This is a genomic window from Pseudomonas sp. B12(2026), assembly GCF_057767015.1.
The window spans coordinates 1,562,085-1,585,614 of the sequence record NZ_CM173430.1; the positions used below are offsets into that span (position 1 = coordinate 1,562,085).

General features: G+C 67.8%; 22 protein-coding genes and 1 pseudogene. 11 read left to right on the top strand and 12 right to left on the bottom strand.

The window, feature by feature from the left end; genetic code table 11:
* Positions 1 to 105: 105 nt before the first annotated feature.
* Positions 106 to 1,125, top strand: a complete 1,020-nt coding sequence (locus AC3B6A_RS07325; RefSeq protein ID WP_488401647.1) for an AraC family transcriptional regulator — start codon at positions 106 to 108, stop codon at positions 1,123 to 1,125.
* A gap of 91 nt (positions 1,126 to 1,216) precedes the next feature.
* Complete coding sequence (locus AC3B6A_RS07330) at positions 1,217 to 1,429, top strand: DUF3079 domain-containing protein (protein ID WP_488401649.1); 213 nt, start codon at positions 1,217 to 1,219, stop codon at positions 1,427 to 1,429.
* Positions 1,430 to 1,433: 4 nt separating this feature from the next.
* On the opposite strand, the gene AC3B6A_RS07335 is transcribed toward AC3B6A_RS07330, so the two are convergent.
* Positions 1,434 to 1,829, bottom strand: coding sequence for a VOC family protein (locus tag AC3B6A_RS07335; protein ID WP_488401651.1), 396 nt, complete (start codon positions 1,827 to 1,829; stop codon positions 1,434 to 1,436).
* 97 nt (positions 1,830 to 1,926) lie between these two features.
* Positions 1,927 to 4,350: a DUF3772 domain-containing protein gene (locus AC3B6A_RS07340; protein ID WP_488401652.1), complete on the bottom strand. Its 2,424-nt coding sequence runs from the start codon at positions 4,348 to 4,350 to the stop codon at positions 1,927 to 1,929.
* A gap of 246 nt (positions 4,351 to 4,596) precedes the next feature.
* On the opposite strand from AC3B6A_RS07340, the gene AC3B6A_RS07345 reads away from it, so the two are divergent.
* The 3 genes from AC3B6A_RS07345 (at position 4,597) to AC3B6A_RS07355 (ending at position 7,056) form a co-directional block, all read left to right on the top strand.
* Positions 4,597 to 5,637, top strand: coding sequence for a histone deacetylase family protein (locus AC3B6A_RS07345; RefSeq protein WP_488401654.1), 1,041 nt, complete (start codon positions 4,597 to 4,599; stop codon positions 5,635 to 5,637).
* Positions 5,638 to 5,807: 170 nt separating this feature from the next.
* Positions 5,808 to 6,752: a DMT family transporter gene (locus AC3B6A_RS07350; RefSeq protein ID WP_488401655.1), complete on the top strand. Its 945-nt coding sequence runs from the start codon at positions 5,808 to 5,810 to the stop codon at positions 6,750 to 6,752.
* A gap of 169 nt (positions 6,753 to 6,921) precedes the next feature.
* Positions 6,922 to 7,056 carry a PA1414 family protein gene (locus AC3B6A_RS07355; RefSeq protein ID WP_488401656.1) on the top strand — a complete coding sequence of 45 codons (135 nt, stop codon included), beginning with the start codon at positions 6,922 to 6,924 and terminating at the stop codon, positions 7,054 to 7,056.
* 61 nt (positions 7,057 to 7,117) lie between these two features.
* Here the strand turns inward: AC3B6A_RS07355 and AC3B6A_RS07360 are convergent, their stop codons facing one another.
* From AC3B6A_RS07360 to speB, 6 genes are all read right to left on the bottom strand, one after another.
* Complete coding sequence (locus AC3B6A_RS07360; protein WP_488401658.1) at positions 7,118 to 7,843, bottom strand: MBL fold metallo-hydrolase; 726 nt, start codon at positions 7,841 to 7,843, stop codon at positions 7,118 to 7,120.
* 294 nt (positions 7,844 to 8,137) lie between these two features.
* The gene (locus tag AC3B6A_RS07365) at positions 8,138 to 9,739 is read right to left on the bottom strand and encodes a 5-guanidino-2-oxopentanoate decarboxylase (RefSeq protein ID WP_488401660.1); all 1,602 of its coding nucleotides are present in this window, start codon (positions 9,737 to 9,739) and stop codon (positions 8,138 to 8,140) included.
* An 84-nt stretch (positions 9,740 to 9,823) separates the two neighbouring features.
* On the bottom strand, positions 9,824 to 11,203 hold the full coding sequence (locus AC3B6A_RS07370) for a sodium:solute symporter family protein (protein ID WP_488401661.1): 1,380 nt from the start codon (positions 11,201 to 11,203) through the stop codon (positions 9,824 to 9,826).
* Between the two features lie 129 nt (positions 11,204 to 11,332).
* On the bottom strand, positions 11,333 to 12,847 hold the full coding sequence (locus tag AC3B6A_RS07375; protein ID WP_488401662.1) for a purine-cytosine permease family protein: 1,515 nt from the start codon (positions 12,845 to 12,847) through the stop codon (positions 11,333 to 11,335).
* A 25-nt stretch (positions 12,848 to 12,872) separates the two neighbouring features.
* Entirely contained in the window at positions 12,873 to 13,277 is a 405-nt protein-coding gene (locus tag AC3B6A_RS07380; RefSeq protein ID WP_488401664.1) for a YybH family protein, read from the bottom strand.
* Positions 13,278 to 13,293: 16 nt separating this feature from the next.
* Positions 13,294 to 14,253 carry an agmatinase gene (gene speB / locus AC3B6A_RS07385; protein ID WP_488401666.1) on the bottom strand — a complete coding sequence of 320 codons (960 nt, stop codon included), beginning with the start codon at positions 14,251 to 14,253 and terminating at the stop codon, positions 13,294 to 13,296.
* Between the two features lie 288 nt (positions 14,254 to 14,541).
* Here speB and AC3B6A_RS07390 point away from each other — a divergent pair, with 288 nt between their 5' ends.
* Entirely contained in the window at positions 14,542 to 15,438 is an 897-nt protein-coding gene (locus AC3B6A_RS07390) for a LysR family transcriptional regulator (RefSeq protein WP_488401667.1), read from the top strand.
* Positions 15,435 to 16,028: a tRNA-uridine aminocarboxypropyltransferase gene (locus AC3B6A_RS07395; RefSeq protein WP_488401668.1), complete on the top strand. Its 594-nt coding sequence runs from the start codon at positions 15,435 to 15,437 to the stop codon at positions 16,026 to 16,028. The genes AC3B6A_RS07390 and AC3B6A_RS07395 overlap by 4 nt, the downstream gene beginning before the upstream one ends.
* 1 nt (position 16,029) lies before the next feature.
* Here the strand turns inward: AC3B6A_RS07395 and AC3B6A_RS07400 are convergent, their stop codons facing one another.
* Both AC3B6A_RS07400 and AC3B6A_RS07405 read right to left on the bottom strand, forming a co-directional pair.
* Positions 16,030 to 16,254, bottom strand: coding sequence for a hypothetical protein (locus AC3B6A_RS07400; protein ID WP_488401670.1), 225 nt, complete (start codon positions 16,252 to 16,254; stop codon positions 16,030 to 16,032).
* 93 nt (positions 16,255 to 16,347) lie between these two features.
* Positions 16,348 to 16,710 carry a hypothetical protein gene (locus tag AC3B6A_RS07405; RefSeq protein ID WP_488401672.1) on the bottom strand — a complete coding sequence of 121 codons (363 nt, stop codon included), beginning with the start codon at positions 16,708 to 16,710 and terminating at the stop codon, positions 16,348 to 16,350.
* A gap of 253 nt (positions 16,711 to 16,963) precedes the next feature.
* Between AC3B6A_RS07405 and AC3B6A_RS07410 the strand changes: the two genes are divergently transcribed.
* On the top strand, positions 16,964 to 18,574 hold the full coding sequence (locus AC3B6A_RS07410) for an ABC-F family ATP-binding cassette domain-containing protein (protein WP_488401674.1): 1,611 nt from the start codon (positions 16,964 to 16,966) through the stop codon (positions 18,572 to 18,574).
* Positions 18,575 to 18,749: 175 nt separating this feature from the next.
* Positions 18,750 to 19,187: an acetyltransferase gene (locus tag AC3B6A_RS07415; protein ID WP_488401675.1), complete on the top strand. Its 438-nt coding sequence runs from the start codon at positions 18,750 to 18,752 to the stop codon at positions 19,185 to 19,187.
* Between the two features lie 207 nt (positions 19,188 to 19,394).
* Here the strand turns inward: AC3B6A_RS07415 and AC3B6A_RS07420 are convergent, their stop codons facing one another.
* The gene (locus AC3B6A_RS07420; RefSeq protein WP_488401677.1) at positions 19,395 to 19,757 is read right to left on the bottom strand and encodes an antibiotic biosynthesis monooxygenase; all 363 of its coding nucleotides are present in this window, start codon (positions 19,755 to 19,757) and stop codon (positions 19,395 to 19,397) included.
* A 73-nt stretch (positions 19,758 to 19,830) separates the two neighbouring features.
* On the opposite strand from AC3B6A_RS07420, the gene soxR reads away from it, so the two are divergent.
* Both soxR and AC3B6A_RS07430 read left to right on the top strand, forming a co-directional pair.
* A complete protein-coding gene (gene soxR / locus AC3B6A_RS07425; RefSeq protein WP_488401679.1) occupies positions 19,831 to 20,292 on the top strand; it encodes a redox-sensitive transcriptional activator SoxR in 462 nt (153 codons plus the stop codon).
* 332 nt (positions 20,293 to 20,624) lie between these two features.
* Positions 20,625 to 21,757 (top strand): annotated as a pseudogene (locus AC3B6A_RS07430) (IS3 family transposase).
* Between the two features lie 417 nt (positions 21,758 to 22,174).
* Here the strand turns inward: AC3B6A_RS07430 and AC3B6A_RS07435 are convergent.
* A complete protein-coding gene (locus AC3B6A_RS07435; RefSeq protein WP_488401680.1) occupies positions 22,175 to 23,527 on the bottom strand; it encodes an HlyD family type I secretion periplasmic adaptor subunit in 1,353 nt (450 codons plus the stop codon).
* Between the last annotated feature and the right edge of the window lie 3 nt (positions 23,528 to 23,530).

Consider the following 23,530-nt stretch of genomic DNA (forward strand, 5'->3'; position numbering starts at 1 on the left):
GATCCGGCCACCCCGGGTGGCCGGCACGCAACTTGCCTGCCCCTGAGCTGCGCCCTTCGCGGTAACACGTGCCGGGCGCACCCCAGCGTCTACCCCGGGCACGCCATGAATCCACTGACCTTCTCCCGCTCCACCTGGCTCAACTCCCTGCACATGACCTCGCTGACCGTCGCGCTGATGGAGTCGGAGGGGCATGACCGCGAGTCGATCCTCGAAGGCAGCGGCATCACCAGCGACGACCTGCTCGACCTGCGCCGGCTGGTCAGCCCCTGGCAGGAGCAGCAGGTCTTCGCCAACGTGCAGAACCTCGCCGGCGAGGCCGCCCTGGGCCTGCGCCTGGGCGTGCGCACGCGGATTTCCGCCTACGGCCTGCTCGGCTACGCGCTGCTCTCCGCGCCGACCCTGGGCAAGGCGTTGAGCATCGGCCTGAGCTACCCGGTGCTGCTGGGCACCTACTTCCACCTGGCGCTGGACGTGGAGGGCGACATGGCCTGGCTGAGCACCGGCGGCTACGGCGAGGCGGAGGCGATGCGCCCGTTCAACACCGAACTGTGCCTGGGCTCGCTGAAGGTGGCCTGCGCCGACCTGCTCGGCCAGCCGCTGCCGCTGGTGCGCGCCGAGTTCGACTACGACGGCCCGGAAGACCGCCGCGCCGCCTACGCCACCCTGTTCGGCTGCCAGCTGGAGTTCGGCTGCCAGCGCAGCGCCATCGGCTTCCCGGCCTCCTGGCTGGACATGCGCCTGCCGCTGGCCGACGCCGTGACCCACCGCGAGATGCTGGAACAGTGCCGCCGCCAGAACATCGACCTGGCCGCCCGCCGCGCCTGGCTGGACAAGGTCCGCGCGATCCTCGGCGAACGCCTGCAGGAACCGCCGGGCCTGGAGGAACTGGCGCGGCGCCTGAACTGCTCCTCGCGCAGCCTGCGCCGCCACCTGCAGCAACAGCAGACCAGCTACCAGCAACTGCTCGACGAACTGCGCTTCGCCCGCGCCAAGGAGCTGCTGCAGGGCGGCGACATGCCGATCTACCGTATCGCCGAGGAGCTCGGTTTCAGCGAGACCGCCAGCCTGCGCCACGCCTTCCAGCGCTGGAGCGGACAACCGCCAAGCCATTTCCGCGCCTGAAAAACTGCGAAAAATTGTCGCGGATCAAGGAGTCGGCGAGTCGCACGGGCTTAGCCTTCAGGCGTCCCACAAGGAAACCGAGGGCCTGACCATGGCCAAGAAATTCCCCCTCAATCCGCCGCACCCCGAGCGTATCTGCTGGGGCTGCGACCGCTACTGCCCGTCCACCAACCTGGCTTGTGGCAATGGCGCGGACCGCACCATGCACCCGGCCGAGATGCTCGGCGACGACTGGTACCAGTTCGGCGACTGGAACATCGAGGTGCCGGAGCGGATCATCGCCAAGCTGGAACCCACCAGCTGACGCCTCACGCCGCGCCGTCCCGGCGCGCGTAACTGACGGTGAGGATTTCCCACTGGTGGCCGTCCGGCTCGTTCCAGTAGAGGATGCGTCCGCCGTGCTGCGTATCGATCTGATGGTCCACCGGCCCGTGCACCCGGCTGCGCCAGGCGATGCCGGCGTCGCCCAGGCGCTGGAGGATGGCGTCGAACTGCGCCTCGCTGACCCGGAAGCAGAAATGCAGGCGGGGAAGGGGCGGGTCCCACTGGTCGAAGTCGAGGGTCAGGCCGGCATTGACGAACACCGGCACGAATGGCCCGACGCCCTGTTCGGCCCAGCCGACGCCCAGCAGGCCGGCCAGTTGCTCGGCGGCGGCCCGCGCGTTGGCCGAGGGCACCAGCAGATGATCCAGTTCGACGCTCATGTTCGCCTCCGTTTGGGCAATGCACGGCTCAAGCTCCGGGCGCCAGGGGCGCGCGGATCGCCCGCGAGACCGGCGCGGCGGCCGACCTGCGGTCGACTCATTTGCCAGCGTCCGGCGCGGGCTGCTCCGGGGCCGGCAGCGGCTGCTGCAGCACCAGACGCTGCGGCGAGGACAGCGGGATGCCCAGCTCGCGCAGGCGGCCGAGGATGGTGAACAGCAGGTCGCTGCGCGCGGTTCCCACGGCGCGCGGGCTGTTCACGTAGCCCGACACGCCGAGGGTCAGCCCGGTGGCGTCGAGTTCCTTGAAGGTCACCGACGGCGCCGGCGTGGCGGTGATCGACTCATGCTCGTCGAAGGCGCCCAGCAGCACTTCGCGGACCTTCAGAACATCGGTGTCCAGCGGCAGCGTCAGGCTGATGCTGACCACCCCCAGCGCGTTGCTCATGGTCACGTTGCGCACGTTCTGCGAAATGAACTGCGAGTTGGGGACGATCACCGTGGACTGGTCGGCCATCTGGATTTCCGTGGCGCGCACGTTGATCCGCCGGATGTCGCCTTCCACCCCGCCGGTCAGGCTGACCCAGTCGCCGACCTTCACCGGGCGCTCGGTGAGCAGGATCAGGCCGGAAATGAAGTTCTGCACGATGGCCTGCAGGCCGAAGCCGATGCCCACCGAGAGGGCGCTGACCACCCAGGTCAGGCTGGTGAGGTTGATGCGCAGGGCCGACAGCACCAGCAGCACCAGGATGACCATGCCGATGTAGCCCACCAGGGTCACCAGCGAGGCGCGCATGCCGACGTCCATGCTGGTTTCCGGCAGCAGTTCGTCGGCCAGCCAGCGCTTGAGCAGGCGCAGGCCGAACAGGCCGGCGGCGAGCGTGGCCAGGGCCAGCAGGATGTCCTGCGGGACGATGTTCAGGCGGCCCAGCGACTGGCCGCTTTCCACCAGCCGGGCCATGCCCTGCAGCAGCTCGCCGGGGTTGGCGCCGGAGGTGGAGAAGGCCAGCAGCAGGGTCGACAGCACCAGCAGGGTGCGGCCCGCGCCGGTCAGCAGCGTGGTGAACTGCGCCTGGTGCTGCGGATTGACCCCGAGGTTCTGCGCCAGGCGCTCGCCGATCGGGTGCCGGGGCGACAGCAGGGCTTCGCAGAGGTCGCCGAACAGGGCGGTCAGCAGGTAGCCGCTGGCGCAGATCACGCTGGCCCAGAGCAGCTTGCCGGCGAGGAAATAGGCCAGCGACAGGTAGCCGGTGACCAGCGCGAGCAGGATCAGCAGCACCGTCAGCAGGATCGCCAGGACGATCACGCCGGTGAGCGGGGCGGCTTCGTGGCCGTCCGCCTTGCGCCGGCTGCGGCGGTAGCGGTACAGCGCGGCGGCGTAGAGCAAGGCGGTGGCCAGGGCGGTGAGGCCGTTGACCGCGACGGTCAGGGCGAGGCTGGCGCCGCTGGCGCTGTTCAGGCGCTCCTGGGTGCCGAGCAGCAGGAGCAGCCAGGCCATCAGCCAGGGGAAGGGCGACAGGGCCTTGGCCACCGGATCGGGCAGGTCGGGCAGGCGCCAGGACGGGCGCTGCACCGCCAGCAGGCCGCGGCCGAGGCCGGCGGTGAAGGTGCAGAAGACCACCAGGGCGAGCAACTGGTCCGCCAGGTTGGACAGGTTGCCGTTGAGCTGCTCCTGCCAGTCCAGCCCTGCGCGGATCAGGCCGGCGCCGCCGCCCAGGGTGACGATGGTCGCCAGGCTCACCGACAGCGCCAGGGCGCTGCGGCGCAGGCGGCCGACGGGAATCCAGCGGATCATCGCCTTGGTCAGCAGGCGTTCCAGCAGGCGCCGTCCGGGCACCCAGAGCAGCACGGCGGCGATCAGGCAGGCGAGGAACGGCGCGCGGCTGCCGGGTTGCCAGGCCTGGGCGATGCCGCCGCCGACCTGCCCGTGGATGGCGTTCAGGCGCGCCAGGTCGTCGTCGGTGGGACGGATCAGGCTGGACCAGAAACGCGGGCTGAACGGCGTGGTGGCGCGCGTGGCGATCTGCGAGTTGAACTGGCTGCGGCGCAGGTTGACGATCTGCGCGGCCAGGTCCTGGGCGGCGTTTTCCAGCTGGTTGGCGCGCTGCACCTGTTTCGCCAGCTGCTTCTGCTGCGCCTGCAGGTCATTGCGCTGGCGGGTGAGGTTGTCCGCTTCGCCGGGCACCTCCGGGCCGAGGACCTTGAGCTGGTCTTCCGCGCGGGCCAGTTGCCCGCCGAGGTCGGTCGCGCTCTGCTCGGCGTGCAGCTGGACCTGCAGCGCGGCCTGGCGCAGGGTGGACAGCAGGCTGTCGTCGCTGTCGGCGGAGACGCGCTGGCGAATCAGCTCCAGGCGGTCGCCCTGCTGGTCCAGGCTGGCGCCGTCGGGCAGGTCCGGCAGTTCGAGGGTGGTGGACTGCGCCGTGTTCGGCTCGTCGGCCAGCGCGGCGCCGGCCAGCGACAACATCAGGGCCGAGAGCAGGACCAGCAGGGCATGGCCGCATGAGCGTGCGAGGGTTTCGCGCATCTTCTCCCCATCCGAGGGTCATGGCGTGATACCGGGGTTGGACCGGCCCGCGCCGTGGCAATTCCCTGAAGCATAGCGAGGCAGGGCGTACCGGGGGGAGTAGGCTGTTGTTGGATACGGATGGTTAAGGGTCATGAACTATGGCCATATCCATCCCCTTTTGGCCGCCCACGCCGTTCTGCGCCGTGCCCCGGCTGGGCAGAATCCTGTGACCCGATAACAAGAATCCGCCAGAGGTCTTCTCCCATGCTTACGGTCTACAGCGACGATCACCGCCTGCACTTCGGCCAGTCCGAACTGGTCAACGGCAAACTCCAGCCCTGCTTCGAAATGCCCAGCCGCGCGGACACCGTGCTGGCCCGGGTGAAGTCGCAGAACCTGGGGGACATCATCGCGCCGAAGGACTTCGGTCTCGAACCGATCCTGCGCACCCACAACACCCGCTACGTCGAATTCCTCAAGGGCGCCTGGGCCCGCTGGGCCGCCGAGGGCAACAGCGGCGACCTGGTCTCCACCACCTTCCCGGGGCGCCGCCTGCTCCGTGACGGTCCGGTCCCCACCGCGCTGATGGGCGAGCTGGGCCACTACAGCTTCGACACCGAGGCGCCGATCACCGCCGGCACCTGGCAGGCCATCTACAGCTCGGCGCAGGTCGCGCTGACCGCCCAGGAGCACATGCGCCAGGGCGCCAACATGGCCTTCGGCCTGTGCCGTCCGCCGGGCCACCACGCCGGCAGCGACTTCATGGGCGGCTACTGCTTCCTCAACAACGCCGCCATCGTCAGCCAGGCCTTCCTCGACCAGGGCGCCCGGCGCGTGGCCATCCTCGACGTCGACTACCACCACGGCAACGGCACCCAGGACATCTTCTACCGCCGCAACGACGTGCTGTTCACCTCCATCCACGGCGACCCGCTGGTGGAGTACCCGTACTTCCTCGGCCACGCCGACGAGCACGGTGAAGGCGCCGGCGAAGGCTACAACCACAACTACCCGCTGGCCCACGGCACCGGCTGGGCCGGCTGGTCCGCCGCCCTCGAGGACGCCTGCCGCAAGATCGCCGCCTACGCGCCGGACGCGGTGGTGGTCTCGCTGGGCGTGGACACCTTCAAGGACGACCCGATCTCCAAGTTCAAGCTGGACAGCCCGGATTACCTGCGCATGGGCGAGCGCATCGCCGCCCTGGGCATCCCGACCCTGTTCATCATGGAAGGCGGTTACGCGGTGGAGGCCATCGGGGTCAACGCCGTGAACGTGCTGCAAGGCTACGAAGGCGCGGTGCGCTGATCCGGGGGAAGTCCGGCCGATAATGTCGCCCGCGGCGGGCTGGACAGCGGATTTCCGTTGGCGGCCCACTGCTGCGAACTGGAATAATCGGCGGACTTTCATGTCCGCCGGTTTTCCTTTGGACATTCCCTTTTCCTGCCGAGCCTTGCCATGCCCCGTCTGAACCTCGAATGCGCCTCCGTCAGGAGGCACCCGTGATTGCCGAGCGCAGGAGCGCCGATGCCTTCGCCATCCAGGTGATGACCGGCCTGTGCCTGATCTGGGGTATCCAGCAGGTGGCGGTGAAGCTGGCCGCGCCGGACATCGCGCCAATCATGCAGGCCTTCGGGCGCAACCTGATCGCCGCCGTGGTGGTGGGCCTGATGATGTGCTGGCGCGGCGGCTGGGAAGGGCTGCGCCAGGGCACGCTGAAGGGCGGGGCGCTGGCCGGCCTGCTGTTCGCCTCCGAATTCTTCTTCATCGCCCAGGGGCTGGTGTACACCTCGGCCTCGCACATGGCGGTGTTCATCTATACGGCGCCGATCTTCTCCGCGCTGGGGCTGCACTTCCTGCTGCCCAGCGAGCGCCTGCGGCCGCTGCAGTGGCTGGGGATCGCGGTGTGCTTCGGCGGTATCGCCCTGTGCTTCGGCGGCGGTCTCGACTTCGCCGGGATGGACCGCCGCATGCTGCTGGGCGACGCCTTCGGCGTGCTTGCCGGGCTGTCCTGGGGCATGACCACGGTGGCGGTGCGCACCACCCGGCTGTCCGAGGCGCCGCCGAGCCTGACGCTGTTCTACCAGCTGTTCACCGCCGCGCTGCTGCTGCCCATCGCTGCCCTGGCGCTGGGCAAGACCCACGAGGTCAGCTTCACCGCCATCGGCGTGGGCAGCGTGCTGTTCCAGGGGCTGGTGGTGTCCTTCTTCAGCTACTTCACCTGGTTCTGGCTGCTGCGCCGCTACCTGGCGTCGAACCTCGCGGTGTTCTCCTTCATGACGCCGCTGTTCGGCATCGCCTTCGGCGTGGCGATCCTCGGCGAGCCGCTGACGCTGAACTTCGTCGGCGGCGCGGCGCTGGTGCTGGCGGGCATCACCCTGGTAAGCAGCGAGCAGTGGCTGCGGCGGATGCTGCGTCGGTGAAATGTCGCGCTCTTGATTCAAATCAGGCGCCGCGGCGGGGGAAACCGATAGGCTTGTTTCCAAGGAGCGAATGGCACGGGCGGAGAGTGGGACGCCGGGCTATTCTTTCCTAGGGCGGCTCATGGTGGTAACGGGCCGCCCGACCCGAATTAGAACGAGGAGGCATTCCATGAAAGTCTGGCTGCAAAGCATTGCGTGGAAACTCGGTGTCACGCTCGGCCTGATCGAGCCTCCACGTCTGCAACCTATCCCCATCCGCAGCGACGAGCAGCGTCGCCTGATGGAGCAGCGCCGGCGCCGCTGATCGCGCCCCGGCCCGCGCAGGACGAAAAACCCGCCGTTATCGGCGGGTTTTTTATTGCCCGTCATTCGTGGGCCTTGAACCAGTCGTCGATCATCGCCTTCAGCCGTTCCCCGGAGAAGCTCGGGAAGTGCCCGCCGTGCACGGTGCGCACCGGCAGCTCGCGCAGGCGCGCCAGGCTCGTGGCGTAGTCGTCGAGGTTGGAGTGGTAGGCGTCCTCGATCAGCGGGCCGTCGTAGATGATGTCGCCGGAGAACAGCGTCCGCGTCCGCTCTTCCCACAGGCTGATGCCGCCCGGCGAATGGCCGGGGGTGTGCAGCACCTGCAGGGTGCGGTCGCCCAGGTCGAGCACGTCGCCTTCGTCGATGGTGCGGGTCGCCGGCGCCGCCTTGACCCGGTATTCGGCGTAGCACAGCGGGCAGTCCGGGTGCGCCTCGAACATCTCGTCGCCGACGAAGGCGCTGGCCAGGGTGCGTTCGCCGTCGGGGCTGGCGAGGATGTCGGCCTCGGCCGGGTGCACCAGGCGCTCATCGAACTCGTGGTGGCCGGCGATATGGTCGAAGTGGGTGTGGCTGGCCACCGCCAGCAGCGGGCGGTCGGTGAGCCAGGGCAACTGCTCGCGCAGGCTGACCAGGCCGGAGCCGCTGTCCACCAGCACATCGCGCGCGCGGCCCTGGATGTGCCACATGTTGCAGCGGTAGAAGGGGCGGACGTAGGGCTCGTGGATCAGGCTGACGCCGTCGTAGCAGTGGCGGACTTCGAACCAGCGGTCGCGGGTGACGATTTTCATGCTGTGCGCCTTGAAAGCTGATCGCAGGAGCGGACCTTGTCCGCGATGGCCCGGGTGCGGCGATGATCGCAGACGGCGTCCGCTCCTGCGGAAATGTCTTGCCGGGGTTCCGACACACTAACCTCTCGCAGAATCGTGGGGCGGACAACCGTTCGCGGTGGACCGCTGGCGCCAGGGCCAGGCGATCTTCGCAGGAGCGAGCTTGCTCGCGAACGGTGTTTCCAGGCGGCTCCGGCGTCTGGAGGGTTCGCGAGCAAGCTCGCTCCTACAGGGTGGCACACCCGTATCTCGGCGTTACGGTGCGAAGGGCGCCGCTTCCATCACTTCGATGATCAGCGGGCGATCCGCCGGCGCGCTGCGCAGCAGTTCCCGCAGGTGTGCGTGGTCGCGGGCGCGCTCGGCGGCGCAGCCGAAGCCCCGGGCGATGGCGAGGAAGTCCGGGGTATGGATGTCCACGCCCAGCGGGGTGATGTCGCGGCGTTCCATGTAGCGCTTGATCTCGCCGTAGCCGTGGTTGTTCCACAGCAGCACGATGATGCCGACCCTGGCTTCCACTGCGCTGGCCAGTTCCGGCAGGGTGAACTGCAGGCCGCCGTCGCCCATCAGGCTGATCACCGGGCGGCCCGGATCGCCGAGCCTGGCGCCGATGGCCGCCGGCAGGCCGTAGCCGAGGGTGCCGTAGCCGGTGGAGGCGTTGAACCAGCGGCGGCCGCCGTCCAGTTCAACCAGGTGGTTGCCGCTGTAGACGGTCTGGGTCGAGTCGCCGACGAAGCGCGCATCGGGCAGCACCTCGAGGATGGTGTCGAACAGCGTGCGGTAGTGCGCCCAGCCGCTGAAGTCCTCGGCCAGCTGCGCGCGCACCCTGGCCGCGCGCTGGGCGCCGGGGCTGGCGGCGTCGGCCGCGCGGGCCGGCAGCAGCTCCAGCAGGGCGCGCATGGCGGTGCGGGCGTCGGCGTGGATGGCGATCTTCGGTGCGTGGTTGCGCATCAGCTGCTGCGGGTCGATGTCGATGCGGATCAGCTCGCCGCCGATCCGGAAGTTGCCGTCGAACACCACGTCGTAGTCGGTCTCGCCCAGCTCGGTGCCGATGGCCAGCACCACGTCGGCCTCCTGCGCCAGTTCGCGCACCGGCGGCAGCGACTGGTTGCTGCCGATCAGCAGCGGGTGGTCCGGCTGCAGCAGGCCCTTGGCGTTGATGGTCAGCGCGGTCGGCGCGTCCAGGGCCAGCGCCAGGGCGCGGGCTTCGGCCTGGGCGGCGACGCAGCCGCCGCCGAGCAGCAGCAGCGGCTTCTGCGCCTTGGCCAGCTTCGCCGCCGCCTCGTGCAGCGGCGAGCGCGCCGGAGCCGGGCGCGCCAGTTGCACGCGCGGCAGCACCCGCATGTGCCCGGCCGGGGCGGTGATGATGTCCAGCGGCAGTTCGATGTGCACCGGGCGCGGGCGCTCGCTGTCGAACACGGCGAAGGCGCGGGCCAGCACGGCCGGCAGTTCCTCGACGCTCATCAGGGTGTGGCTGAAGGCGGTCACGCCGGCGGTCATGGCGCGCTGGTCGGGCAGTTCGTGCAGGTAGCCGTTGCCGTGAGCCAGGCGCGAGCGCTCGTTGACGCTGCTGATCACCAGCATGGGGATGGAGTCGGCGTAGGCCTGGCCCATGGCGGTGAGGATGTTGGTCATGCCCGGGCCGGTGATGATGAAGCACACGCCCGGCTTGCCGGTGACGCGCGCGTAACCGTCGGCCATGAAGCCGGCGCCCTGTTCGTGGCGCGGGGTGACGTGGCGGATGCCGCTGTGCGGCAGGCCGCGGTAGAGCTCGACGGTGTGCACGCCGGGGATGCCGAAGACGGTGTCGACGCCCCAGGCTTCGAGTTGCTTGACGAGGAATTCGCCGCAGGTGGTCATGGCAGCTCCTTGGTGTTCGTGGGTGACAGGCAGAAGGGCGCGGGGATCATCTCGCCGCGCCCTCCGGCCTTGCGCAAGCCGCGGTCAGACGGCGCTGGCGACCGCCGCCGGGCGGCGCGACAGCAGGCTGACGACGACGAAGCTGACCAGGCCGACGGCCAGGCTGTAGTAGATCGGGGTGTTGGCGTCGAAGCCGTCCTTGAGCATGAACACCAGCGCGGTGACGAAGCCCAGGGCCATGCTGGTGATGGCGCCGGCGGTGCTGGCGCGCTTCCAGTAGATGGCGCCGATCAGCGGGATCAGCATGCCGCCCACCAGCAGGTTGTAGGCCAGGGTCAGGGCGCTGATCACGTCGTTCACCACCAGGGCGATGGCCAGCACGACGATGCCGGTGAGGGCGGTGAACAGGCGGTTGACGCCCAGGCTGGAGGTCTTGCCGCCGCGCAGTTTCGGCAGCAGGTCCTCGGTCAGGGTGGTGGAGGCGGCGAGCAGGCCGGCGCTGGCGGTGGACATCATCGCGGCCAGGGCGGCGGCGATCACCAGGCCGCGGATACCGTCCGGCAGCGAGGCCTGGACGATGGCGGCGAAGGCGTTGTTGACGTTGTCCAGGTCGGGCAGCAGGACCTTGGCGCACATGCCGATCAGCGCGCCGACCAGGCCGTAGATCACGCAGTACACGCCGGCGGCGGTGCCGGCGTATTTGGCCACGTTCTCGTTGCGCGCGGTGAACACGCGCTGCCAGATGTCCTGGCCGATCAGGATGCCGAAGAAGTAGATCAGGAAGTAGGTGATGATGGTGTCGTAGCCGATGGTGTGGAAGCTGAAGGCGCTGGCCGGCAGCTTCGCCACCAGCTCGTCCCAGCCGCCCACGCGGTACAGGCAGATCGGCAGCAGCAGGAACATCAGGCCGACGGTCTTGATGATGAACTGCACGATGTCGGTCAGGGTCAGCGACCACATGCCGCCGATGGTCGAGTAGACCACCACGACGCCGCCGCCGAGCAGGATCGAGACCAAGAACGGCAGGCCGAACAGCACCTGCATCACGGTGCCGATGGCCAGGGTGGACACGGTGCCGATCATCAGCGCGTAGGCGAACATGATCACCGCGCTGGCCTGGCGGGCCATCGGGTTGTAGCGGCGCTCTAGGACCTGCGTCACGGTGAAGATGCGCAGCTTGAGCAGCGGTTTGGCGAGGAACAGGTTCAGCGCGATGATGCCGGCGCCGAGGGCCGCGCACAGCCAGAAGCCGGAGATGCCGTGGACGTAGCCCAGGCGCACGGTGCCGACGGTGGAGGCGCCGCCGAGCACGGTGGCGGCCATGGTGCCCATGTAGAAGGACGGGCCGAGGTTGCGGCCGGCGACCAGGAAGTCTTCATGGGTCTTGGCGCGGCGCATGCCGTACCAGCCCAGCACCAACATGCCGGCGGCGTAGATCAGAACGACGAATATATCCAGGGCCATGGCGGGATCCTCACGCTTGCATTGTCATTGTTGTCGCGCTCGTGGTGCGCAGTGGGGCAGCGGACCGGCGGGGGCCGGTCCGATGGGGTCTTCCGGGTGTTGCGGCTCGCCGGGCTGGCGAGCGGTGGATCAGGCTGCCGGCTCGCTGATGCCCGGCACCGGGCGATCATGGCTGCCGACCCAGCGCGGGCCTTTGGGGCCGTACACGCCGGCGGGTTCCGGGAAGGCCAGCAGCAGGGCGACGTAGAGCAGGGCGGCGGTGCCGAGGGTGATCGGCAGGCTGATGTCGATGCCGCCGGCGAGGTTGCCCAGCGGGCCGACGAACTGGCCCGGCAGGTTGACGAAGCACAGGCCCAGCGCCGCGCTGGGAATCCATGCGCCCATGCCGCGCCAGTTCCAGCCGTTGTGGAACCAGTAGGCGCCGCCCTGCTGGCCACGGGTGAACACCTGCAGGTCGTCGGCGTGGTAGAAGCCGCGGCGGACCACCAGGCCGAGGATCATGATCACCATCCAGGGGCTGGTGCAGGTGATGATCAGCACGGCGAAGGTGGACACGCTCTGCACCAGGTTGGCGGCGAAGCGGCCGATGAAGATGAAGGCGATGGACAGCACGCCGATCAGCAGGGTGGCCTGCACGCGGTTGAGCAGGCGCGGGAACACGCTGGACATGTCCAGGCCGGTGCCGTACAGCGAGGTGGTGCCGGTGGACATGCCGCCGATCACCGCGATCAGGCACACCGGCAGGAAGAACCAGCTCGGCGACACCGCCAGCAGGCCGCCGACGTAGTTGTTCTGGGCGATGTAGTCCGGGGCGCTGACCGCGACGATGGTGGCGGTGGCCAGGCCGAACAGGAACGGAATCAGGGTCGCCAGCTGGGCGCAGATCACCGCCAGCATGATGCGCTTCTGCGAGGCTTGGCGCGGGATGTAGCGCGCCCAGTCGCCGAGGAAGGCGCCGAACGACACCGGGTTGCTCATGGCCAGCAGGGCGGCGCCGATGAAGGCGGCCCAGAAGCCCTCGCCGCCCATCTGCACGGTGCCGGCGTAGCCGGCGTCGAACGGGCCGGCGAAGGCGAACAGGCCGAGCAGGAACAGCAGGCTGGCGGCCCACACGGCGATCTTGTTGACCAGCAGCATGAAGCGGAAGCCATAGATGCAGACGATCAGCACCAGCACGGCGAACAGGCCGTAGGCCAGGCCCAGGGTCAGGTCGGTTTCCGGCAGGTCGAACAGGCGCTTGGCGCCGCCGATCAGCGCGTCGCCCGAGCTCCACACCGAGAGGGAGAAGAACGCCACGGCGGTGAGCAGCGACAGGAACGAACCGACGATCCGCCCGTGCACGCCGAAGTGGGCGCCCGAGGAGACCGCGTTGTTGGTGCCGTTGAGCGGGCCGAACAGGCCCATCGGCGCAAGGATCAGCGAGCCGACCAGCACGCCGAGGACGATGGCCCAGACGCCGGCCTGGAACGACAGCCCGAAGAGCACCGGGAAGCTGCCGAGCACGGCGGTGGCGAAGGTGTTGGCGCCACCGAAGATCATGCGGAACAGGTCGGTCGGTGTGGCGTTGCGCTCGTGATCCGGGATCTGTTCGACCCCGAATGTCTCGATCGTGGTGATGGCGTGTGCGTTGTTCTTGTTATCCATGACTTACTCCCGGGGTGCCCTGTCTTTATGGCGTCGGCGACAGGTGCTCGTGCGTGGCCAGCCAGCGGCCCTGTTGTGGATCACGGCGGAAGACGATGGTCTCCCGTTCGTGGTTCAGGCTCTCCTCTCCCTGGATGCGCAGCCGCGTGGCGACATCGTGGCAGAACAGCGCCACGTCCTCGCCCTGGAGGCTGACAAAGGTATTGCCGGACTGGCATTCGAGGACCTCGAAGCCGTCGTCACGCAGCCAGCCTTCCCACACCTCGCGGTACGCCGCGCGCGACAGCAGCGGCTGCGGCCAGGTGTGGAAGATGAAGCTGGCGTCTTCGCTGAAGGCCGCGAAGTAGGCCTCGGTGTCGGTGCGGGCGAAGGCGGCCACCAGCTCGCGGGCAGCCTCCAGCACCTGTGCTACGCAGGCATCGTTGTTCATCTGTGCTCTCGTGCGCTCAGCGGCGCTCCACGCCCGGGAGGATGCAGAGCATTTCGTACAGCAGGTTGGCACCGAGCAGCGAGGTGTTGCCGGTGGTGTCGTAGGGCGGGGAGACCTCGACCAGGTCGCAGCCGATGATGTCCAGGCCCTGGCAGCCACGCACGATTTCCATCGCCTGGATGGTGGTCAGGCCGCCGATTTCCGGGGTGCCGGTGCCGGGCGCCCAGGCCGGGTCGATGCCGTCGATGTCGAAGGACAGGTACACCGGGCCGCCGCCGACCTTCTCGCGCACTTCGGCCATCAGCGGCGCCAGCGACTTGTGCCAGCACTCTTCGGCCTGCACCACGCGGAAGCCCTGCTTGCGGCTCCAGTTGAAGTCCTCGGCGGTGTAGCCCTGGGCGCGCAGGCCGATCTGCACCACGCGGTCGCAGTCCAGCAGGCCTTCCTCCACCGCGCGGCGGAAGGTGGTGCCGTGGGCGATCTTCTCGCCGAACATGTGGTCGTTGACGTCCGCGTGGGCGTCGATGTGCACCAGGCCGACCTTGCCGTGCTTCTTGTGGATGGCACGCAGGATCGGCAGGGTGATGGTGTGGTCGCCGCCCAGGGTCAGCGGGACGATGCCGTGGTCGAGGATCCTGTCGTAGGCCTCCTCGATGATGCGCACGGCTTCCAGCAGGTTGAAGGTGTTGATCGCCACGTCGCCGATGTCGGCGATGTTCAGCGAATCGAAGGGCGCGGCGCCGGTGGCCATGTTGTACGGACGGATCATCACCGACTCGGCGCGGATCTCGCGCGGCCCGAAACGGGTGCCGGAGCGCAGGGAGGTGCCGATGTCCAGAGGCACGCCGACGAAGGCGGCGTCCAGCTCGTTGAGCGCTTCGGGGGACTGGATGTGCGGCAGGCGCATCATGGTGGCGATGCCGCCAAAACGCGGCATCTCGTTTCCGCCCAGGGGCTGGTGGAGTTTCTTGTCCATGGGGTAGGCCTCACGCTGGTTCGCTGTTTTCGTGGAAACAGGCTTGTTGATACTGGGAGCGGATTCTCATCAGGACCGGTAGTGGGAAAAATCGCTGGCTACAAATAATCAGTTCAGAGTTTTCTAAACTTTATCCGGGCGCTAGACTGCGCCATCCCGTCGCAGGCCACGGCCCGACGGGCCCGCGGCGTATGACCTGGAGGTCGTCGCAAGGAGCATTCGTTTCATCTGCACCAGTCCAGAGACGGCTGAACCAGAGCGGTTTTCCACCCGATTTGCGGAGTCGCCATGAGCGCCAGTGCGTTGCCCGACATCAAGCTTCTGCGGATTTTCGCCTGTGTCGTGCGCAACCAGGGGTTCGCCGCCGCCCAGCAGGAGCTGAACCTGTCGACCTCGGCCATCAGCACCTACATGAGCCAGTTGGAGAACCACCTGGGCATCGTGCTCTGCCACCGGGGGCGCGGCGGCTTCGGCCTGACCAGCAAGGGCGAGCTGTTCCACCAGGAAACCCTGCGCATCCTCGGCGAACTGGAAGGCTTCGAGCGCTATGCGGCGACCCTGAAGGGCGAGCTGCGCGGCACCCTCAACCTGGGCGTGCTCGACTCCACGGTGAGCGACCCGGCGCTGCCGCTGGCCGATGTGATCGGCGCCTTCAGCAGCCTGCACCCGGCGGTGCACCTGCACCTGCAGGTGCAGAGCCCGTACGAGCTGCAACTGGCGGTGCTGGACAACCGCCTGGACCTGGCCATCGGCTCCTTCTTCAGCCGGATGAACGGGCTGGTCTACCAGCCTCTATATAGAGAGCAGCACTGGCTGTACTGCAGCGACCGCCACCCGCTGTTCGACGGCCGGCGCATTCCCGCCGAGCTGATCACCCAGCAACGCATGGTCGGCCGCGGCTACTGGAGCCAGGCGGAACTGGCGCGGCACGGCTTCAAGCACAGCGCCGGCACCGTGGAGAGCATGGAGGCGCAGCTGATCCTGATCCTTTCCGGCGGCTACATCGGCTACCTGCCCGAGCACTACGCCCATCCCTGGGTGGAGCAGGGCCGCCTGCGCGCGCTGCTGCCGGCGACCTTCGGCTACCAGGCTCCGTTCTCGCTGATCCTGCGCCGCGGGCGCTCCCGCGAGCCGCTGATCCAGAACTTCCGCGACCTGCTGCGCACCCAGCCGAGCCAGCCATGAGCCGCGCCCGCTGCCCGCGCTGCGAGCGCCCGCTGAAGCACTGCCTGTGCGCACTGGTCCCGCGCCTGGACAACCGCACCCGCGTGCTCCTGCTGCAGCACCCGAGCGAGACCGGCCACGCGCTGAACACCGCGCGGCTGGCGGCGCTCGGGCTGGCCAACGCGGAGTTGCGCGTGGGCGAGGATTTCAGCGGTCTCGACCTGTCCGCCTGGGATGCCTGGCTGCTGTTCCCCGGCGAGACCGCCGTCGCGCTGGCCGAACTGGCGGCGCGCCCGGCGGATAAACCGCGCCTGCTGGTCGTCCCCGACGGCACCTGGCGCAAGGCGCGCAAGCTGCTGCACCTCAATCCCAACCTCGCCGCGTTGCCGCGGGTGGTGCTGCCCGACGGGCTGACCTCGCGCTACCGCCTGCGCAAGGCGCCGGCCGAGGGCGCGCTGTCGACCATCGAGGCGGTGGTGCATGCCCTCGACGCGCTGGATGCGCCACGCTCCCACACCGAGCTGCTGCGGCCGTTCGATGCGCTGATCGAAGGGCAGATCGCCGCGATGGGCGAGGAAACCTTCCAGCGCAACCACGGGCCGCGCCGCTGAATCAGCTCGCCCGGTAGTGCTTCATCGGCAGCGGAATGGCCCGTTTGCGCCATAACTCGCTGGAAACCATCCCGCTGGACATACCGCCATGGGCATGGCACGGCAGATGCGCGGGTTTGGGATCATCCAGAGATATGCCGGCCAACTGCTCGAAAAGCCGCGTGAGCAGTTGCGTCAGCTCCACCTCACTGGCGGGCCTGGGTGTGTCGGTGAGGTGCTCGGCCATTTCCCGCCACAGGTACGGATCGCCGCGCAGGCCCCACTGGATGGGTTCTTAGCGGAACAGGTCGGGTAGTGAAAGGGGCATGGAAGAAGGGCCTCAGACTTTTGTGCGCAGTCGCTTGAGTTGGGCGAGGAGGGCCGACAGGCCTATCGCGCTCCCCATCAGCAGCAGGATCCAGCCCATGAACTGGACGTCTCGGGGCACCGTGTGCTGGGTGTACCAGCCGCCGACGATGAGGATGAGCGCCAGCAGCGGCTGCACCAGGCGCACGGAGGAGATCATGCCGTTGCTGCGGATCGAGGCGACCTGCAACTGGTGCAGCGCCTCGGTGAAGGTGCGGCAGTCTTCCGAGCACACCAGTCCGCGGCTGACGGGGAGTGCGCAACTGCGGCAGATGCCCTTGCCGCATCCTCGGCACAGGGCGACGGCGTTGTTGCCAGAGTGGTTGAAGCATTCCATGCCAGTTCTCCAGGAGGCGTGAAAGTGCAGTGTCGCCTGGACCGCGACGCGCTGTGAAGGCTGGGCTAGGGGCGGCCCCTTGGATTTTCGCCCATGAGGAGCAATCGTCATTGCGGATGCCGTTATACTGCGCCGCTCATTCCCCTTCGCGAGGTGTTCGTCCGATGCGCAATTGATGCCGCCGTGGTTTCACGGCCCGTTTCCATCCCGGGTTTTCACCTGGGGGATTTCCGGCATCAATCTGGTACTGCGCATGACGAGCCCGTTCACCCTGGCGCTGCAAGGCGTCACTTTCCAATTGCCCAGCGGCGAGCCGCTGCTGAGCGACCTCAACGAAACCTTCGACGACCGCCGCACCGCGCTGGTCGGGCGCAATGGCGCGGGCAAATCCGTGCTGGCGCGGATCATGGCGGGCAAGCTGGCCGCCAGCGCCGGCCGCTGCCTGGCGTCAGGGCCGGTGCATTACCTGCCGCAGCGCATCGAACCGCAGGCGTTCCGCAGCGTGGCGGACCTGGCCGGCGTGCAGCCGCTGCTGGATGCGCTGGGGCGTGTCGAGGTGGGCGGCGTCGATCCCGTCGACTTCGAGCGCCTCGACGGCCACTGGGACATCCGCGCACGCCTGGAGGCCGGGCTGGCGGCCGCCGGGCTCGCTCATCTCACGCCGGATACGCCCGCCTCGCGCCTGAGCGGCGGCGAGTGCACGCGGGTGGCATTGCTCGGTGCGTGGCTGAGCGACGCGGACTGGCTGATCCTCGACGAGCCGAGCAACCACCTCGACCACGCCGGCCGAGAAGCCCTGCGCGATCAACTGCAACGCTGGCGCGGCGGGCTGGTCCTGATCAGTCATGACCGCCTGCTGCTGGACGACATGCAGCGCATCGTCGAGCTGTCTTCCGCCGGCCTGCGCAGCTACTCCGGCGGCTATGCCTGCTACCGCGAGATGCGTCGGCAGGAGCAGGACAATGCCCAGCGCGAGTTGCAGCGGCGCAAGCTGGAGCGTGACCGTCAGCAGCACACCATGCAGGAACAGCGCGAGCGCCAGGAGCACCGGCAGGCGAAGGGGCGCAAGGATGCGAAGGCGGCCAACCAGGCGAAGATCCTCGTCGACCGGCAGAAGGAGCGCAGCCAGACCAGCATCGCGCGCCTGGCCACGCAACACGGCGAGCGCCGCGAGCAGCTGGCGCGGGAGGTGCAGGAGGCCTTCGGGCAGTTGCGCGAAGACAGCGCGGTGGTCCTGAACGCGCCGGATTGCGAGTTGCCCGAGTCCCGCGGCGTGTTGCGGCTGGAGGGGCTGCGCCTGCCGTTCGGCAATGCTGCGCCGCTGGACCTGCAACTGAACGGTCCGCGCCGGGTGGCGGTCACCGGGCGCAACGGCAGCGGCAAGTCGACCTTGCTCAAGGTGGTCGCCGGCACGCTGAGCCCCGCTGGCGGTTCGTGCGAAGTGAAGGTGCGCTGCGCCTGCCTGGATCAGCACCTCGCCGCGCTGTTGCCTGAGCGCTCGGTGCTGGAGCTGTTGCAGGCGCGTAATCCGACGGCGGAGCAGTCCGTGCTGCGCACGCGGCTGGCGCAGCTGGGGCTGCCGGCGGCGCGGGTCGATCTGCCCTGCGGCCTGCTCAGCGGCGGCGAACGCCTGAAGGCGGCGCTGGCCTGCGAGCTCTACGCCGAGCACCCGGCCCGGCTGCTGTTGCTGGACGAACCGGACAATCACCTCGACCTGCCGTCCCGCGAGGCACTGGAAAACCTGCTGCGGCAGTACAGGGGGGCGCTGCTGGTGGTGTCCCACGACGGGGCGTTTCTCGACCGGCTGGAGCTGGACGGACGGCTGGATTGCGCGCAGGACGGCTGGCGCTGGCGGCGCGAGTGAGGTCTTGCCGGGCGGGGAGGGCTGGCTGGCATCGGCGCCCCCGCTTTCCGGCTGCCTCCGCTGCGCCCGCCCGGGCGCTGATTCGCGAAGCGGGCACTCACGCCGCCGCCGCTCCGATGACCGTCACCTGCGTGGCGTGCTATCCCTATGTGATTCGCTGAATCAGGATGGTTTCATGCTCATTCGCCAACGCATCGCCGCGGACAATCCGCGGCTGCTCGACATCTGGCTGGGCGCCGTGCGCGCCACCCACCACTTCCTCCAGGCGTCGGACATCGACGACCTGCTGCCCCAGGTCCGCGACCTCTACCTGCCCGCCGTCGAAGTCTGGGTGGCGGTGGATGCCGAGGATCGCCCGCTGGGCTTCATCGGGCTTAACGACACCCATGTGGAAATGCTCTTCATCGACCCGGAACGACGTGGCCAGGGCATCGGCCGCGCGCTGCTCGATTTCGCGCGGGAAGCGCGCGGCAGGCTGGACGTCGATGTCAACGAACAGAACCCGCAGGCGGTGGGGTTCTATCGGCACTACGGCTTCGTCCAGACCGGGCGCTCGCCCACCGACGGCCAGGGGCGGCCTTTCCCGCTGCTGCACATGAGCCTGCCAGCGTAGGAGCGGATCTCATCCGCGAAATGCCTGCCTCGCGCAAGGGCATCGCGGAGAAGCTCCGCTCCTACGAGAGCCGCAGGAGCTCGGGCTGCTTGTACGCGAATCCGATCGTTTATTGCCTGTTGTGCCTGTGCTTCATCCAGCATCGCGAGACCAGGCTGTTCCGGCGTGCGAGCGCTATCTGCGCGGCGTTGTTCATGTCCCGCCTGGTTACAAGGCGAATTCGACATCGGTCTCCCCGCTACCAAACCGAAGGCTCCGCGCGCCCAGCTTGAGCAGGCTGTCGGCGAACAGCTCTGTGCAGGTCGTGCGGCAGTCCCAGGCGGCTTCCCAGTCTTCCTTGCGGCGCCAGTGCAGGCGGCCGACCAGGCGCTGCGGTTCGCCTTCGGCGTGCAGTTCGCTGGCGAGGTAGCCGGGGTGCAGGTGGAACAGTTGCTGGATGTGTTCCAGGTAATCACCCAGTTTCGCGGCGATCTGCGGGCGCTGCTGTGGCGTCACGCCGATCTCGATCTGCAGGACGAAGTGCGGATTGTCCACGCAGGCATGGGCGTGGGTCGGGCTGGGCTGCGTCATGGCTCTTGGCTCCTGTCTTGAACCGAATGCCTGGCGAGGGTAAAACCTCAACCTAAGTTGAGGTCAATAGCCAATGAAAAAAACACCTTCCTGTTCGGTCCACCGGGAACTGAGCGTCGGCGAGCTGGCGAAACGCGCTGGCGTGGCGGTGTCGGCTCTGCATTTCTACGAGGCCAAGGGGCTGATCAGCAGCCGCCGCAATGCCGGCAACCAGCGCCGTTATTCACGCGACACGCTGCGGCGGGTGGCGGTGATCAAGGTTGCACAGCGGGTCGGCATTCCCCTGGGTGAGATCGCCGAGGCGCTGGACTCGCTGCCCAGCGGCCACAGCCCGACGGCGGCGGACTGGGCGCGATTGTCGGCGCGCTGGCGGGATGACCTGAACGAGCGGATCGAGAAGCTGCTGTTGCTGCGGGATCAGCTGGATGGCTGCATTGGCTGCGGTTGCCTGTCGATCGAGGCCTGTCCGCTGCGCAATCCGGGGGATCGACTGGCGGAGGAGGGGCCGGGGGCGCATTGGCGGGGCGACGAGTGATGGATGGTTCGCGAGCAGGCTCGCTCCTGCAGGTGTTCATCCGGCGGCATCGGCGCGCTGGCGGGGGCTTCGCGGACAAGGTCCGCTCCTACGAGAGCAGAACCGAATCGGAGCGATACGCTCTGCTTTGGCTTTTGAAGACTTCCAGAGAAACCTCCGCGCGCACCGGAGCGCCCCTTCAGGAGGCCGAGTGGAATCGGAGTTTCAGGGGTTGAGCGGCATGGATGCCGCGAGAGCGCTGTCGGGCCATGGATGGCCCGTTGTAGTGGTCCGGAAATTCTGGACACCGAGATAGGAGCGAGTTAACTAACGCGACTATTGAGGTGATTTACATGGGTCATAGAAAACTATCGGACGCGCTCAAGCGCGAAGCAGTGCAACTGGTGGTAGCGCAGGGCTACTCGGTGCCGCAGGCAGCACAGGCCATGGGGGTGGGACCGACGGCGTTGCGGCGTTGGGTCTCGCAATGGCGGGCTGAGCAACCGGGTTCGGTCATCGATGATGCCCAGCGCATCCGTGCACTGGAGAGCCAGTTGGCGCAGGTGCAGCGCGCACTGGCAGAGGCGCAGGAAGAGCGTGACACGCTAAAAAAATCCACGGCCTTCTTCGTTCGGGAAATGCTGCGAGCTGGCAAATGATCGACCGAGTGAAGGGGGCCATGAGCGTCACGCGCTGCTGTCGCCTGCTTGGACTGGCGCGCAGCAGTTACTACGCGGCGCGTCATAAGCGCCCGAAACCACCCAGCCCGCTACTCTCGGCCGTCACGGACCTGCATGAAAGCAGCCGGCACACCTATGGCTCACGCCGGATGTCGGCGGCCTTGCGTCAGCAGGGGCATGCGGTGGGTCGGCAACGGGCTCGCCGCCTAATGCGTCAGGCTGGCCTGGCGGTGGCTCGACGGCGCAATCAGCACTATCGGCGGCACACCAAGCCGGCAGCGGCGGCCCCCAACCACCTCAATCGCCAATTCCAGCCGGCAGCCCCGAATCAGGTCTGGGCCGGCGACATCACCTATCTGCGTACGGCGCGTGGCTGGCTGTACCTGGCTATCGTGGTCGATCTGTATGCCCGGCGAATCGTGGGCTGGGCATTCTCGTCCGTGGCTGATACGGATTTGGTGATCCAGGCCCTGGAGCTCGCCGTGTCGATGCGACACCCGGACAACGGCCTGATGTTCCACTCCGATCAGGGGTGCCAGTACAGCAGCGAGCGCTTTGTGGACATGCTGCGACGTTTGCAGATCGTGCAGAGCATGAGTCGGCGCGGCAATTGCTGGGACAATGCAGTGGTGGAGCGAGTCTTTGCCAGCTTGAAGCGTGAGTGGATAGGCGAGCGGCGCTATCGAGACCAGCACGAAGCCAAAGCCGATGTGACACGATTCGTCGCCACCTACTACAACCATCAGCGTCTTCATTCGACAACGAAGCAGTTGCCGCCAGCCGTGTTCGAGGCGCGGGCGGCTTGATGCTCCTATAGCGGTGTCTAGAAAAACCGGACCACTACACGTCAGCGCGGGCCCCTGAAACTTCGATGGAGCGAGGGAATTTTTCGCCTAGGCGAAAAACCGGATGCAGGGGCACAGACCTTTGCCTACTTTGTGGCGTTTGACAAAGTAGGTCGCCCGGGAGGGCGAAACAAAATCTCCCAGCACACGCCGAAGCGGCGCAGAAACACCCAAACAAAAGCATCGCGGACGGGGTCCGCTCCTACGATGGGATCGGTTTCGTAGGAGAGGCGGGGGCGCCTAGCCTCCGTCCGCGATCAGCCGCGGTTCGCGAGCAAGCTCGCTCCTACAGGTGTTCAGCCGGCAGCATCGGCGCGCTGGCGGGGCCTTCGCGGACAAGGTCCGCTCCTACGCGGGCGGGCGCCGGGGCGATGAAGCTCAGCGCTCCCGCAATGCTTCCCAGCGCGCTTTGAGCACCGGCTTGAGGATGTAGTCCAGCACGCTCTTCTCGCCGGTGATGATGTCCACCGTCGCCACCATGCCGGGGATGATCAGCAGCGGCTTGGCGTCGGTGCCCAGGTGGTTCCTGTCGGTGCGCACCTGGATCAGATAGAAGCTGTTGCCCTTGTCGTCGGTGATGGTGTCGGCGCTGATCAGTTCCAGCTTGGCCTTGAGCCCGCCGTAGATGGTGTAGTCGTAGGCGGTGAACTTCACGGTCGCGCTCTGGCCCGGATGGAGGAAGGCGATGTCCTGCGGGCGCACCCGCGCTTCCACCAGCAGGTTGTCCTCCAGCGGGACGATTTCCACCATGTCGCTGCCCGGCTGCACCACGCCGCCGATGGTGTTGACCTTGAGCTGCTTGACGATGCCGCGCATCGGCGCGACCACCAGGGTGCGGTTGACCTTGTCGTCGATGGCGCGGCTGGTGGCGGTCAGCTTGTTGAGCTCGGTGCGCGCCTCGTTGAGCTCCTTCAGCGCATCGCTGCGAAAGCCCAGGGTGGATTCCTCGACCTTGCGCTGGATCTCGCTCACCGCCGCTTCCGCGCGGGGAATGGCGAGGTTGGTGGCGTTGAGGTCGCCGCTGATCTCCACCGCGCTGCGGCGCAGGCGCAGCAGTTCCACCGGGGACACCGCGCCGGCCTTCACCAGCGGCTCGGACATGTTGATCTCCTGCTGCACCAGCCCCAGGCTCGAGCGGTACTGCTGCGACTTGGCGCGGAATTCCTGCAGTTCCTGGCCTTTCTGCCGCAGCTGTTCCTGGAGGATGTTCAGTTCGCTGTTCTGCCGCTGCATGCGGGTCTGGTAGAGCGCCAACTGGTCTTCCACCACCTGCGGCGCGGCTTGCTTCAGGTCGTCGGTGAACGCCGGTTCGCGGCCTTCGGCCTCCGCGCTCAGGCGTTCGACGCGGGCTTCCAGGGAGTTGCGGTCGGCTTCGGTCTCGCCCTTGTTGGAGGTGAAGCGGGTGTCGTCCAGGCGCAGCAGCGGCTGGCCCTTGTCCACCACCTGGCCTTCGCGGACGAAGATTTCCGAGACGATGCCGCCTTCCAGGTTCTGGATGGTCTGCACCTTGGAGGAGGGGATGGCCTTGCCTTCGCCCTTGGTCACTTCCTCGATGTCGGCGAAGTAGGCCCAGACGATCGCCACCACGAGCAGGGCGAGCGCGGCCCAGAGGGTGATGCGGGTGGCGTTGGGCGAGTCTTCCAGCAAGGTGCCCTGGACTTCGGGCATGAACTCGGTGTCGCGGGCGCCGTTGCCGCCCAGGTAGTCGCGGATCGATTGGGACATCTGCATGGC